Here is a 14,149-nt window from a genome sequence, read left to right as displayed (position 1 = left end):
CCCTACTAACGCCTCGCGTACTAAAAGGGTCCCTTCCTAACACCCAGCCCGCCCCGTGCGGGCCGTGCGCCGCGGGCGGGCCGGCGCCACCCGGGTCAGATGGTGCAGTTGACAAGGACCGGTTCGGGGTGCAGGGCCACCGCGAAGCGGGCCTGGACGGTGTCGCGGATCTCGCGGGCCAGGGTGATCAGGGCGTCGGTGCTGGCGGTGCCGGTGCGGTTGGTCAGAGCCAGCGTGTGCTTGCTGGAGATGGCCACGCCCTCGAGTCCGGGGTGGCCCTTGCCGAAGCCCGCCTTGTCGATCAGCCAGGCCGCGCTGACCTTGACCCGGTCCCCGACGCCCGGCCAGGCCGGCGGCTCCCCGATGTCGGCGGCCCGCTGCCGCAGCAGTTCGTAGCCGGCGGTGTCCAGCACCGGGTTGGTGAAGAACGAGCCGACCGAGCGGGTGTCCGGGTCGGTCGGGTCCAGCACCATCCCCTTGCCGGCGCGCAGTCGCAGCACGGTGGCGCGCGCCTGGTCCGCCGGCACCCGGTCACCGACGGACACGCCGAGCGTCCGGGCCAGCTCCGCGTACCGCACCGGGCCGGACAGCGGCGACCGGGCCAGCCGGAAGTCGACCGAGAGCACCACCAGCCGTTCGCTGTACTTGAAGACGCTGGCCCGGTAGGCGAAGCCACAGTCCACCGTGGGCACGTTCGTCACCTCCCCGGTGACGCGGTCGTAGACCTGCACGCCGACGATGGTGTCGGCGACCTCCTGCCCGTACGCTCCGACGTTCTGGATCGGGGTCGCCCCGGTCGAGCCGGGGATGCCGGACAGGCACTCCAACCCGGACCAGCCGTTGGCCACGGTCGCGGCGACCAGGTCGTCCCACGGTTCGCCGGCCTCGACCCGTACGGTGACGCTCGTCTCGTCCTCGGCGAGCACGCGCAGGCCCCGGGACCGGATGAGGACCACGGTGCCGGGGAATCCGGCGTCGCCGATCACCACGTTGCTACCGCCCGCGAGCAGGAGAACGTCGTCCTGTGCCTCGCGTACCCGGACGACGATCTCGTCGGCGGTGGTGGCGGTGACGATCCGGCGAGCCGGGCCACCCAGGCGTAATGTGGTGTATTGCGCTAGATCGCCGATGCTGGTGGGTTCAGCGGCGGCTGTCGGCTGGGCGTAGGCGTCGGACACGCCTTTCACCCTAGGCTGGTGGGTAGCCGCGGCACCCATTGGTGGCCGGGTCACCCCCCGGGAGGATGGCGATGAGCAGAATGCAGGGCAGCAAGGACTTCTGGATCGGCGCGCTTCGGGCGGAGGGTCCGGCGTTCGCCGCCGCGGTGGCCGAAGCCCCTCCCGAGACACCCGTGCTCTCCCGCCCCGGCTGGACGGTCACCGACCTGGCCCTGCATCTCGCCGGTGTCTACCGCTGGGTTCGCGCGGTCGCGGGTTCGGGCGAGACGACCGCTCCGCCGCACCGGGCGCAGCCGGTCGAGCCGGTGCCGGGTTCGACCGTCGTGGCGCAGTGGCAGGAGGCGTACGACGAGCTGATGGCCCTCTTCGACACGCTCGACCCGGAGGCTCCGGCGTGGAACTGGGCGCCGCAGCCGAAGCGGGCGGGATTCTGGCCGCGCCGGATGGCCCACGAGACGGCGGTGCACCGCTGGGACGCCCAGCTCGCCATCGCCGCCGGTGAACCGGTCGAGGCCAAGCTCGCGGCCGACGGGGTGAGCGAGGTCCTGGACACTTGGCTGCCGGCGGGTCGGCGGGCGGCGACCGGGCAGTGGCGCGGGGTGGTCCGGTTGAGCGCGAGCGACGCCGCCCAGGAGTGGTACCTGCGGCTGCGCGGCGAGGGGGTGGCGCTGCTCGACACCGGCACCATCCTCGACCACGACGATCACCACGCCCGGGTGCACGTCACCGGCACCGCGAGCGACCTGCTGCTGGCGCTCTGGGGACGGGTCAGCTTCGACACCCTGACCGTGGCCGGTGACCGCGCCCTGCTGGACGGGGTTCGGACGACCGGCTGAATCCACGTCGGCGGTCCGCCTCGACCGACGGCCCGGACACCGCATCGCCACGGGCGGCTCTCCCGATCGGGAGGGCCGCCCGTGGCCATTCTGTGACCTCACCGAGAGAGCGCTCTCTTGACACCGGCCGGGAGTGAACCGCAAGCTTCGTGAGAGCGCTCTCTGGGCCTTTGTCCACCACCACCCCGACCTGAGAGGGGTCACCAGACCATGGGCACCTTCCCGCGCCACCGCCTCGCCGCGGTCGCCCTGGCCGCCGTCGGCACGTTGCTCGTCACCAGCGGCTGCGGTGGCGGCGACGACGCCGAGGACGGCACGATAACCCTCACCGTCGACGTCTTCGGACAGTTCGGCTACGAGGACCTCTACAAGCAGTACATGGACGCCAACCCCGGCGTGAAGATCGTCGAACGGGGCACCGGCGGCAACCTCGACGAGTACTCGCCGAAGCTGACCCAGTGGCTCGCGGCGGGCAAGGGCGCCGGTGACGTGGTCGCCATCGAAGAGGGTCTGATGGTCGAGTACAAGGCCAACCCGGACAACTTCGTCAACCTGCTCGACCACGGCGCCGCCGACCTCAAGGGCAACTTCCTGGAGTGGAAGTGGAACCAGGGGCTCACCGCCGACGGCCAGAAGCTGATCGGTCTCGGCACCGACGTCGGCGGCATGGCCATGTGCTACCGCAGCGACCTGTTCGCCAAGGCCGGGCTGCCCACCGACCGCGAAGAGGTCTCCAAGCTCTGGCCGACCTGGCAGGACTACATCGCCACCGGCGAGAAGTTCAAGGCGGCGAACACCGGCGCCTCGTTCCTGGACGCGGCCACCAACACATTCAACACCATCGTGCTCCAGACCGCCGGTAACGCGCAGGGCTACCACTACTACGACACCAGCGACAACCTCGTGGTGGACAGCAACCCGGCGGTGAAGCAGGCCTGGGACACCACCATGGCCATCGTCAACGCCGGCCTGTCCGGCAAGTACGGCTCCTGGTCGGACGAGTGGGTCTCGGCCTTCAAACAGTCCAAGTTCGCCACCATCGCCTGCCCGGCCTGGATGACCGGGGTGATCGAGGGCAACGCCGGGCCGGAGGCCAACGGCAAGTGGGACATCGCCCGGGTGCCCGGTGACGGCGGCAACTGGGGCGGCTCGCACCTGGCCGTGCCGCGCCAGAGCAAGAACCAGGAAGAAGCGATCAAGCTGGCCAAGTTCCTGACCAGCACCGAGGGCCACATCGGTGCCTTCAAGGCCAAGGGCCCGCTGCCGTCGTCGCCGCAGGCGCTGGAGGACCCGGCCATCACCGAGGCCACCAACGCGTACTTCTCCGGCGCGCCGGTCGGCCGGATCTTCGGTGAGGGTGCCAAGACCCTCAAGCCGGTCTACATGGGCCCGAAGAACCAGGCCGTACGCACCGAGGTCGAGAACGCCGTCCGCACCGTCGAGCTGGGACAGCGCAATCCCGAGCAGGGGTGGCAGGACGCGATCGCCAACGCCAAGAAGGCCGCCGCCAAGTAGCCGGCCCGACGGTCCCCACCCCGCCGCCGATCCAGCGAACCCGACGCGTCCACCTACGACGCGGCGGCGGCCCTGGATCGGCGCGGGGCGGGGGCGTGGAAAGGAGTCACGGGTCATGGCGTTGCAGCTCGACGCGCACCCGCCGGCCACCCCGGCACCGCGCGACACCCGCCCGCCACGGTCCGGCCGGCTGAGCCGGATCGACGCGAAATACTCGCCCTACCTCTACATCGCCCCGTTCTTCGTGATCTTCGCGATCTTCGGGGCCTGGCCGCTGGCGTACACCTTCTGGGTCTCGCTGCACGACTGGGACCTGCTCGGCAGCAATCCCACCTTCATCGGCGCGGACAACTACACCCGGCTGCTGGTCGACAGCGACTTCTGGCACTCGGTGGTGAACACCCTCGGCATCTTCGTGATCAGCACCGTGCCGCAGTTGCTGCTGGCACTCTGGCTGGCCAACCTGCTCAACCGGCACCTGCGCTTCCGCACCGGCTGGCGGATGGCCGTGCTGGTCCCCAACGTCACCTCCACGGCCGCCGTGGCGATCGTCTTCGGGGTGCTGTTCGGCCGCGAGTTCGGGATGGTCAACTGGATGCTCGACCTGGTGGGCGTCGACCCGATCGGGTGGAAGTCCGACCGGTTCGCCTCCTGGGTGGCCATCTCCGCCATGGTCGACTGGCGGTGGACCGGCTACAACGCGCTGATCTTCCTGGCCGCCATGCAGGCCATCCCCCGCGACCTGTACGAGGCGGCAGCCATCGACGGCGCGAACCGGGCCCGGCAGTTCTGGGCGGTCACCGTCCCACTGCTCAAGCCCACGATCATCTTCTGCGTCATCATCTCCACCATCGGCGGGCTCCAACTCTTCACCGAGCCCCGGCTGTTCCACTCCGGCACCAACGCGATCCGGGGCGGTCCGATGCGCGAGTCACAGACGCTCACCATGTACATGTTCGAGAACGCCTTCGCGCCCTACTACAACTTCGGGTACGGCTCGGCGGTGGCGTGGCTGCTGTTCGCCCTGATCGCCATCGTCGCGGCGATCAACGTACTGATCATCCGCCGGCTCGGGGCCGGTGCCCGCCCGAACGTCGGCGGGCGGAAGGGAGGCCCGCGATGAGCGAGCGTAGCGAGCGAGTCATTCGGTTCAGCGCGTTGAAGCCTCGTCGCGACGCCGAGCGAAGCGAGGTGGCGCGATGAGCCGGCTCTGGCGGGCCAGCCCGCTCACGTACTGCGCGCTGATCGCCGCCACCGTGATGTCGCTCTTCCCGATCTACTGGATGTTCGTGGTGGCCAGCCGCAGCAGCGACGCGATGGGGCAGTTGCCGCCACCGATGACGCCCGGCGGCAACCTCGGCGCCAACATCGCCCGGCTGTTCGACAACACCGACGCCTACTTCCTGACCGGCCTGATCAACTCGGCGATCGTGGCGACCACGGTCACCATCTCGGTGGTGTTCTTCTGCAGCCTGGCCGGGTTCGCCTTCGCCAAGCTGCGGTTCCGGGGCCGCAACGCGATGCTGATGGTCATCATCGCCACCATGATGGTGCCCACCCAGCTCGGCGTCATCCCGCTCTACATGCTGATGACGAAGCTGAACCTGAACGACCGGCTGCCCGCCGTGATCCTGCCCGCCCTGGTCACCGGTTTCGGCGTGTTCATGATGCGCCAGTACGCCGGCCAGGCGGTCAGCACCGAGCTGATCGAGGCGGCCCGGGTGGACGGATGCGGCACCGCCCGGATCTACTGGAACGTGGTGGTACCGGCACTGCGGCCGGCCGCCGCCGTGCTCGGCCTGCTCACCTTCATGACCACGTGGAACGATTTCCTCTGGCCGTACGCGGTGCTCAACGACCCGGCGAACCCGACCGTGCAGTTGTCGCTACGGGCGCTGTCCGACGGCTACTACCAGGACATGTCCCAGGTGTTCACCGGTACGGCCATCGCCACGCTGCCCCTGCTGCTGGTGTTCGTCCTGTTCGGCCGCCAGATCATCGGCGGGATCATGGAAGGTGCGGTGAAGGCGTGACTGGACTGAGTTTTCCGGAGAACTTTCTGTGGGGTGCGGCCACGGCGGCGTACCAGATCGAGGGAGCGGCCCGCGACGATGGGCGCGGCGACTCGATCTGGGACACGTTCAGCCGTACGCCCGGCAAGGTCCACGCCGGGCACACCGGCGACGTCGCCTGCGACCACTACCACCGGTACGCCGACGACGTGGCGATGATGGCGGAGCTGGGCCTCCAGGCGTACCGCTTCTCGGTGTCCTGGCCCCGCATCCAGCCCGACGGCAGCGGGCCGGTCAACCCGCGCGGCCTGGACTTCTACGACCGGCTGACCGACGCGCTGCTCGGTCGGGGCATCGACCCGATCGTCACGCTCTACCACTGGGACCTGCCGCAGACGTTGCAGGACCGGGGCGGCTGGACCGACCGGGACACGGCCGAGCACTTCGCCACCTACGCCAGTGCCGTGCACACCCGGCTCGGCGACCGGATCGACACCTGGACGACGCTCAACGAGCCGTGGTGCTCGGCGTACCTCGGATACGGCAACGGGGTGCACGCGCCCGGGGTGCAGGATGCGGGGGCGGCGTTCTCCGCCGTACACCATCTGCTGCTCGCGCACGGCCTGGCTACCCAGGCCCTGCGGACCGGTGGTGCGGCCCGGGTCGGCATCACGCTCAATCCCGCCGACGTGCAGCCCGCCGACGCGGACAGCGCGGCCGACGCCGCCGCCGTACGCCTGGTCGACGGCCTGCACAACCGGATCTTCCTCGATCCGCTGCTGGTCGGCGGGTACCCGGACGACGTCCGCGAGCACGTGGCGCGGCTGGTCGAGCCGACCTTCGTCCGGGACGGCGACGAGAAGATCATCGCGGCACCGATCGACCTGCTCGGCATCAACTACTACTCGCCCACCTACGTCGCTGGCCGTCCGGACGGTGGCGGGGGCGGTGGCGCGTACCCGGGCACCGAGGGTGCGGTGGAGTTCCTGCCGGCGGTCGGTCCGCTGACCGACATGGGGTGGATGATCGAACCAGCCGGGTTGACCCGGCTGCTGGAGCGGATCGCCACCGACCACCCCGGGGTGCCGTTGCTGATCACCGAGAACGGCGCGGCTTTTCCGGACAGGACCGCCGACCCGACCAGCCCGCTCCAGGACTCGGACCGGATCGCCTACCTCGACGGCCACCTGCGCGCCGCACACGAGGCCATCGCCCGGGGCGTGGACCTGCGCGGCTATCTCGTATGGTCATTGCTGGACAACTTCGAGTGGGCCGAGGGGTACCGGAAGCGGTTCGGCATCGTGCACGTCGACTACCTCACCCAGCGGCGTACACCGAAGTCGAGTGCCCGGTGGTACCAGGAGGTGATCTCCCGGAACGGGCTGTGACGAGATGGTGGTAACTCCTATGACGGGGGCGCAGCGGCCCACTCTGGAGGCGGTGGCGCGACGGGCCGGGGTGTCCCGGGCCACCGTCTCCCGCGTGGTCAACGGCTCGACCACGGTCGCCGAGCCGATCCAGGAGGCGGTCCGCCAGGCGGTGGCCGAGCTGGGGTACGTGCCGAACCTGGCCGCCCGCACCCTCGTCACCCAACGCACCGACTCGATCGCCCTGGTCATGCCCGAGGAGGCCACCCGCGTCTTCTCCGACGACCAGGTGTTCCCGGGCATCATCCGGGGCGCCGCGCAGGAGTTGGAGGCCGCCGACAAGCAGCTCGTGCTGATGCTGGCCGGCTCACCGGCCGGTCACGAGCGGGTCGAGCGGTACACCACCGGCCGGCACGTCGACGGGGTGCTGTTCGCCTCACTGCACGGCGCCGACCCGCTCCCCGCCAAGCTGGCCGCGCTCGGCATCCCGGTGGTGTGCAGCGGTCGCCCCCTCGACGGGGCGGACATCCCCTACGTCGACGTCGACCAGGTGGCCGGCGTCACCCGCGCGGTACGGCACCTGATCGACGGGGGCCGTCGCCGGATCGCCACCATCGCCGGTCCGCAGGACATGGTCGCCGGGATCGAGCGGTTGACCGGCTACCGGGAGACGGTTACCGCCGCCGGCCTACCGGAGATGGTGGCCGTCGGCGACTTCACCCGCGAATCCGGGGCGGCGGCCATGCGGGAACTGCTCGCCGACCACCCCGACCTGGACGCCGTCTTCGCGGCCTCGGACCTGATGGCGCACGCCGCCATGCGTACGCTCCGCGAGGCGGGACGGCGGGTGCCGGACGACGTGGCGGTGATCGGCTTCGACGACATCGAGACCGCCGCCTACACCGACCCGCCGCTGACCACCGTGCGGCAGCCGATAGTCGAACTCGGCCGGCAGGGCACCCGGCTGCTGCTCCGCCTCGCCGCCGGGGAGGACGTCGAGCCGGCGCTGATCCTCCCCACCGAGCTGATCATCCGCGAGTCCGCCTGAGGTGCGGTGTAAGGAAGGGCACCTTATTAACGCCTCGTGTATAGAAAGGGTCCCTTCCTAACATCGAAACCAGGTGGTACTCGGCTCGCCCCACGGGCTAGCCTGCCGTGCATGTCCAGTTCCGTCCGATTGCTGCCCGTGCCCACCCTCAGCGCCGCCCCCTACGCCTACCTGGCCACCGTGGAACCCGACACCCGCCTGGTCTTCACCGCGGGCGCCTGCCCACTGGACGCCGACGGGAAGACCGTTGCCCCCGGTGACTACCCGGCCCAGGCCCGGCAGGTCATGACCAACCTGGAGACCGCTCTACGCGCCGCCGGTGCCACCCTCGCCGACGTGGTCAAGAGCACCGTGTACGTGGCGTCGTCCGAGCAGGCCGACCTGGTCGCGGTCTGGGAGGTGGTACGCGACGCCTTCGGCGACCACGACGCACCGAGCACGCTGCTCGGCGTGGCGGTGCTCGGCTACGACGACCAACTCGTCGAGGTCGAGGCGATCGCTACCGTACCGGCCGGCTGACCCTCCCTGGCGTACGCCCGGCACCGGCGGGGAACGCCGATCTGCCACGCGCCGCCGCCACCCGCCTGCTGCCACGCACCGGCTCTCGACTACGCGCTGCCCTCGGCGGACGGGTCCCGGTGCGCGCCTCCGAGGGCGGTGCCGACATGCTTGGCGCTCATCACCACCCCGCAGCGTCGCGCGACATACCGTAGCGAGGCCAGGTGGTCGGCACGGGTGAAATCGGCGACCGCGTCGGCGACGACGAAAGCCTGGACGCCACGCATGAAGGCGTCGCAGGCCGTCGCGGTGACGCCGATGTGTGCGTAGATGCCGGTGATCACTAGCTGGTCCCGGTCGCCCAGCAGGTCGGCGAACGGGCTGTCCACGAAGGCGCTGTAGCGGCGCTTCTCCAGCACGGTGTCGCCGTCGCCGGGCATCAGCTCGGCATGGAACGCCACTGCCGTCGGATCGGCTGGCGGTCCCCAGCCCCACATGTCCAACAGCAGGCCACGCTCGTCGCGGGTCTGGCCACCGGGCTGCCGAGTGAAGATCACCGGAATCGCGAGGTCCGTACAGATCCTGCGCAGCTCGACGATGTTGGCGACCGCTGGTGCCAGCGGCTCGACGTCGTCGAACGGGGCGGTGAAGTAGCGCTGCATGTCGTGGATCAGCAGGACGGCCCGGGTCGGGTCGGGTCGCCAGTCGACGCGGTTGCCGGGCAGTTCCGTCTCGTCCGGTAGCGGGTAACCGGCGATCGTCGGGAGGGACACGGCTCAGCCTTCCTGGGCGAGGTGTGCGCGCAGTGCGGCACGGAGGTCGGTCCGGCTGATCTTGCCGACGCCGGTCACCGGAAAGGCCGGGACGATGCGTACGCGATCAGGCACCTTGTACGCGGCCAGTCCGCGGGACCGGATGAACGAACGCAACTGGTTCGCCGTCGGTCCTTCCACGCCGGCCCGGAGGGTCACGAAGGCACAGGTACGTTCACCCAGGTAGGGGTCAGCGACGGCGACCACGGCGGCGTCGTGCACGGCAGGGTGCGCGAGAAGGTGATTCTCGATCTCTTCGGCGGCGATCTTCTCACCGCCTCGGTTGATCTGGTCCTTGGCACGACCGGTGACCACCAGGTAGCCCTCCGGGGTCTGCCGTACGAGGTCTCCGGTGCGGTAGAAACCGTCGGAGGTGAAGGCGACGGCGTTGTGTTCGTCGGCCCGGAAGTAACCCCGGATGGTGTACGGACCTCTGGTCAGCAGATGCCCCGTCGCGCCCGGTGTGACCGGCACGTCCTCGTCGTCGACGATCAGGATCTCGTCCGCCGGGGAGATCGGCCGCCCCTGCGTCTGCTCGACGAGTTCCGCCGGGTCGTCGAGACGGGTGTAGTTGACCAGTCCCTCGGCCATGCCGAATACCTGTTGCACGGCAGCACCGAGCGTCGGTCCGATCCGGCGGGCGACATCCGCGGTGAGCTTGGCACCGCCGACCTGGAGTACCTGAAGGCTGGACAGGTCGTACCCGCCGGTTTCGGCGGCGGTCAGCCAGATCAGTGCCAGCGGAGGCACCAGCGCCGTGATGGTCACGCGTTCCCGCTCGATGAGTGGGAACGCGGTGTCCGGATTCGGTCTGGGGCACATGACGACGGTGCCGCCCGCATGCAGGACGCCGAGCACACCGGGCGAGCTGAGCGTGAAGTTGTGCGCCACGGGCAACACGCACAGGTAGACAGTCGCGGTGGACAGACCACAGATCTCGGCGCTCTCCCGCACGCTGTAGAGGTAGTCGTCGGCGGTGCGCGGGATGAGTTTGGGCAGCCCGGTGCTGCCCCCCGAGAGTTGCAGGAAGGCGAGCGCGCCGGGGTCGGGGTCGGGCAGTGGCTCCGGCGGGACACCGAGGTCTTCGCCGACCTGGAAGGTGTGCCGCACGGTGGGAGCTGCCGCGCGTACGGCGGGAATCAAGGTCCTGTGGTCGAAACCATCGTGGGTGCCGGGCAGGACGATCGCGACTGCCTCGGAGTGCCGGCAGAAGTAGCCGAGTTCACTCTCCCGGTGCGCTGGCAGCGCGAAGACGGGTACCGCGCCGAGCCGGAGAAGTCCGAACACGATGTCGAAGAAGTCGGCGGTGTTGGGCAACTGAACGACCACGCGATCGCCTGGACGGATTCCCCGCACCGCGAAGCCGGACGCGAAACGGGAGGCTCTGACGTCGAGGTCCTGGTAGGAGCGGCGCAGGTTGCCATCGACCACTGCCGTGCGGGGTCCGTGGCGGCTGGCCCACTCGCGGAGCGCGGCGCTGAACGACTGGCCGCGCCAGTAACCTGCGGCCCGGTAGCGTTCGGCCAGTTCGGACGGCCACGGTGTGATGTTCACAGTTCCAGTCCGGTCAGCATGGTGCGGAACTTCGCCGTCGTCTCGGCGAGTTCGGCGGCGGGGTCGCTGTCGGCGACGATTCCGGCGCCGGCGTACAGGCGGGCACTGCTGCCGTGGGCGACCGCGCACCGTAGTGCCACCACCCACTCGCCGTCGCCGGAGTTGTTCTCCCAGCCGACGAGGCCGGTGTAGAAGCCACGGTCGAACGCCTCGTACTCGGCGATGGCGGCACGGGCGGCACGGGCCGGGGTGCCGCAGACGGCTGGTGTCGGGTGCAGCGCGGCGGCCAGGGTCATCGACCTGACAGCAGGATCGAGGACCCTCCCGGTGACCACGGTGGACAGGTGCCACATGGCAGCGGTACGGATGAGCGACGGCTCGGCGGGAACCTCAAGATCCGTGCAGAGTGGGCGGAGGCCGTCAGCCACGGCCTCGACGACCAGCGCGTGTTCCCGTCGGTCCTTGCGGGAGGCGAGCAACGCCTGGGCCTGGCCGAAGTCCTCGAACGGGTCGTCGCTTCGCGGCAGCGAGCCGGCCAGCGGATTCGCGGTGACGAGGTCACCCTGCCGGGAGACGAGAAGTTCGGGACTGTTGCCGATGAGGGTCCCCGCACCCAGGTCGACGGCGAAGGTGTAACCAGCCGGGTCACGGGCGGCGAGCCGGCGCAGGAGGGTGCCGATGTCGATCGGCTCGGTGGTAACGATGTCGAGAGCACGGGCCAGGACCACCTTGTCGAGCTCTCCCGCGCGCAGGCGGGTGACCGCCCGCCGCACCCCGTCGGCGTACGTGGCCCTGCCGGGTACCTCGACGCGACGAGCGTCGACGCGGTCGGCCTCCATGGGCAGGGCGAACCGACTCGGCAGGGCGAACCGACTCGGCAGGGCGAACCGACTCGGCAGCGGTCCCGACCGGCGGATACGGCGGGGAACGCACAGCCTCGGTGTGGCACTCGGATCGAACGGAACCGCACCGACCACGAGTGGGTCGTCGTCACCATCGGCGGTGGCCAGGTCGAGGACATCCCGCACCGCCGTCGACAGGTCGGCGGTCGCCGGCACCGGGTGGGACCGGCCTTCGGCGAGGAGCGTGCCACGGGGTGAGGCGAAGAAGAACGGTGCCGTCGCGTCGTATTTGGCCAGCAGGTCGAGGGCCCTGCCCACTGTCACATTGGGATGTGTGATTGTCATCGATGTCTCTCTCTGTCAGGCGCGTAGGGTCGCGCCGCCATCGACGTACAGGTCGTGCATGGTGATGTGCCGTGCCTGGTCCGAGACCAGGAACAGCACGGCGTCGGCGACATCGGTGGGATCCGCGATCCGGCCGAGCGGGATACCGGTCCGGAAGGTCGGCAGCGAACCCGCGACCACGGCGGTGTCACCGCCGCCGGTCGACAACGCCCGTTGCATGTCGGTGTCGGTCGATCCGGGAGCGACCACGTTGCACCGCACTCCGTGCCCGGCCAGTTCGAGTCCGAGGCACTTCGTGAGCATGCTCGTGGCGGCCTTCGAAGCGGCGTAGGCGGCCATACCCATCCGGGGTACGCCGGCCGCGTTCGAACTGACCACGACGATGCTGCCGCCGTTCCGGGCGGCCATCCGCCTGCCGGCACAGCGCAGTACGTGGAACACACCTGTCGTGTTGACATCGAAAGTGGTCCGCCAGTCGTCATCGGTGGCGTCGAGAACCCGCGCGGGCCGAAGGATTCCGGCTACGGAGACACAGATGTGGATCGGTCCGAGCTCCTCCTCCACGACCGCGAACGTACGTTCGACGGCATCGGCGTCCGTAACGTCCATGGGATAGCCGCGGGCACCGGCGAGCATCTCGGCGCGACGGCGGGCCCCCGGGCCGTCCCGGTCGGTCAACGCGACATGGGCGCCTCGTGCGCTCAGCGCAGCGGCGACCGCAGCTCCGATGCCCCGGGCCGCGCCGGTGACCAGCGCGGTTCGACCGGCGATGCCATCTGGAGTCATGGGCTCCGCACCCCCCACCATTAGGTTAGCCGACCCTAAGTTGGCTGCACCTTACCTCATCCGGCGGGCAGCGGATCTTGCCTCTCGGCGCTGTCGGTCCTGCTGGGACCCGCCGACCTCCGTTCGGACGCACCAGCTCCACGACCAGGAGGCGGGGGCCTCCATGCTGGCGCGGGTAGGGTCGGTCCGGACTGGTGGTGCGGTTCCCGACCTGGCCTACGCCATGCCGCCGATCCGGGGAGGGAGAGGGAATGACGAGGTCACGATGGTTGCTCGCCGTTGCGATGGTCGTCGTCCTACTCGCCGCGGTCACCGCCTGGCAGCGGCCGACCACGCCGCTGCCGGCGTCCGCAGCCGGCAGCGGCGCCTCCGAGTTACTGGCCCTGCCCCGTCCCGCCGGAAGTTGGCCCGGTGCCCACGGTCTATCGGGGGTCAACGGTGATCCCGTCCTCGACCGCGCCCACGTCGAACGCTTTTGTGCGGCCCGCGGGCGGGCCTGCCAGATCGCACACACCTACACGGACCGCACGACGTACGAGTCGATGACCCGAGGGTCGGACTGGGTCTTCGAGTTCTACACCGGGTTTCCCGGCGCGCTCGTCATCTCGCAGGGGCTCACCCCCGACTCGGGTGGAGCGGCCGAGTTGGCGGCCTGCGCGTCCGGCGCGTACGACCATCTCTGGCGCGACTTCGGGTCGATCATGGTGCGGCACGATCGGGCGGACGCCATCGTCCGGCTGGGCTGGGAGTTCAACGGGGACTTCATGCCCTGGAGCGCAGGCGACACGCAGACCTGGATCGGGTGTTACCGCCGGGCCGCCGACGGCATCCGGCAGTCCAACCCGAAGGCGATCCTGGACTGGACGATCAATGCGCACAACACCCCGGCCGAGTTGTGCGGTGGCGTCAGCACCAACTGCTATCCCGGAGACGAGTACGTCGACATCATCGGCATCGACAACTACGACCACTGGCCGGCATCTCGGACGGAGGCGGAGTTCGATGCGACGGCTGCGGCGCCGGAGGGTCTGGACTGGCTGTACGCCTTCGCCAAGCAACGCGGCAAGCTGTTCTCGGTGGGTGAGTGGGGTGTCGTACCTACCGGTGACGCGGGACGGGAGAACCCCGACTTCGTCCGTTGGATGCACGCCTGGTTCGCCGCCCACGCGCCGGACCTCGCCTACGAGGCGTACTTCTCGGACTGCACGCCGGGGGGTGTGCAGTCGAGCCTGTTCCGGTCGGAGCCACAGTGTCAGCAGAAGCCGGCCTCGGCGGCGGCATACCGGGAGCTTTTCGGGATGTGACCTTTCTCCGATGCTACTTTGCGAGCAGTTAGGATAGCCTTCCCTCATCTGG

Annotated in this window: 13 protein-coding genes; 8 read left to right on the top strand and 5 right to left on the bottom strand. The window is 69.8% G+C overall.

Annotation, left to right across the window (positions count from 1 at the left end):
- Positions 1-95: 95 nt before the first annotated feature.
- Positions 96-1,178, bottom strand: coding sequence for a UDP-N-acetylmuramate dehydrogenase (locus tag ID554_RS18325; RefSeq protein WP_223884143.1), 1,083 nt, complete (start codon positions 1,176-1,178; stop codon positions 96-98).
- A 71-nt stretch (positions 1,179-1,249) separates the two neighbouring features.
- On the opposite strand from ID554_RS18325, the gene ID554_RS18320 reads away from it, so the two are divergent.
- From ID554_RS18320 to ID554_RS18290, 7 genes are all read left to right on the top strand, one after another.
- Positions 1,250-2,014, top strand: coding sequence for a maleylpyruvate isomerase family mycothiol-dependent enzyme (locus tag ID554_RS18320; RefSeq protein ID WP_117226368.1), 765 nt, complete (start codon positions 1,250-1,252; stop codon positions 2,012-2,014).
- A gap of 210 nt (positions 2,015-2,224) precedes the next feature.
- On the top strand, positions 2,225-3,529 hold the full coding sequence (locus tag ID554_RS18315; protein WP_117226369.1) for an ABC transporter substrate-binding protein: 1,305 nt from the start codon (positions 2,225-2,227) through the stop codon (positions 3,527-3,529).
- Positions 3,530-3,644: 115 nt separating this feature from the next.
- Positions 3,645-4,652, top strand: coding sequence for a carbohydrate ABC transporter permease (locus ID554_RS18310; RefSeq protein WP_117226370.1), 1,008 nt, complete (start codon positions 3,645-3,647; stop codon positions 4,650-4,652).
- 76 nt (positions 4,653-4,728) lie between these two features.
- Positions 4,729-5,562 (top strand): carbohydrate ABC transporter permease, encoded by an 834-nt coding sequence (locus tag ID554_RS18305; RefSeq protein WP_117226371.1) that lies wholly within the window; start codon positions 4,729-4,731, stop codon positions 5,560-5,562.
- Positions 5,559-6,929, top strand: coding sequence for a GH1 family beta-glucosidase (locus tag ID554_RS18300; RefSeq protein ID WP_117226372.1), 1,371 nt, complete (start codon positions 5,559-5,561; stop codon positions 6,927-6,929). Before ID554_RS18305 ends, ID554_RS18300 begins: the two co-directional genes overlap by 4 nt.
- 19 nt (positions 6,930-6,948) lie before the next feature.
- Positions 6,949-7,956 carry a LacI family DNA-binding transcriptional regulator gene (locus ID554_RS18295; protein WP_117226373.1) on the top strand — a complete coding sequence of 336 codons (1,008 nt, stop codon included), beginning with the start codon at positions 6,949-6,951 and terminating at the stop codon, positions 7,954-7,956.
- 111 nt (positions 7,957-8,067) lie between these two features.
- Positions 8,068-8,475: a RidA family protein gene (locus ID554_RS18290; RefSeq protein WP_117226374.1), complete on the top strand. Its 408-nt coding sequence runs from the start codon at positions 8,068-8,070 to the stop codon at positions 8,473-8,475.
- Between the two features lie 89 nt (positions 8,476-8,564).
- On the opposite strand, the gene ID554_RS18285 is transcribed toward ID554_RS18290, so the two are convergent.
- From ID554_RS18285 to ID554_RS18270, 4 genes are read right to left on the bottom strand one after another with little or no spacing between them, the layout of a single operon-like run.
- Positions 8,565-9,227: an isochorismatase family protein gene (locus ID554_RS18285; RefSeq protein ID WP_117226375.1), complete on the bottom strand. Its 663-nt coding sequence runs from the start codon at positions 9,225-9,227 to the stop codon at positions 8,565-8,567.
- A 3-nt stretch (positions 9,228-9,230) separates the two neighbouring features.
- Positions 9,231-10,820 (bottom strand): (2,3-dihydroxybenzoyl)adenylate synthase, encoded by a 1,590-nt coding sequence (locus ID554_RS18280; protein ID WP_117226376.1) that lies wholly within the window; start codon positions 10,818-10,820, stop codon positions 9,231-9,233.
- Complete coding sequence (locus tag ID554_RS18275; protein ID WP_223884142.1) at positions 10,817-11,980, bottom strand: isochorismate synthase; 1,164 nt, start codon at positions 11,978-11,980, stop codon at positions 10,817-10,819. Before ID554_RS18275 ends, ID554_RS18280 begins: the two co-directional genes overlap by 4 nt.
- A 42-nt stretch (positions 11,981-12,022) precedes the next feature.
- Positions 12,023-12,793: a 2,3-dihydro-2,3-dihydroxybenzoate dehydrogenase gene (locus ID554_RS18270; protein WP_117226378.1), complete on the bottom strand. Its 771-nt coding sequence runs from the start codon at positions 12,791-12,793 to the stop codon at positions 12,023-12,025.
- A gap of 251 nt (positions 12,794-13,044) precedes the next feature.
- On the opposite strand from ID554_RS18270, the gene ID554_RS18265 reads away from it, so the two are divergent.
- Positions 13,045-14,097 (top strand): glycoside hydrolase family 26 protein, encoded by a 1,053-nt coding sequence (locus ID554_RS18265; RefSeq protein WP_117226379.1) that lies wholly within the window; start codon positions 13,045-13,047, stop codon positions 14,095-14,097.
- Positions 14,098-14,149: the final 52 nt, after the last annotated feature.

Origin of the sequence: Micromonospora craniellae (assembly GCF_014764405.1) — a bacterium.
In the GTDB taxonomy this organism is placed as follows: domain Bacteria; phylum Actinomycetota; class Actinomycetes; order Mycobacteriales; family Micromonosporaceae; genus Micromonospora; species Micromonospora craniellae.
This window is presented reverse-complemented; position numbering and strand designations above follow the sequence as displayed.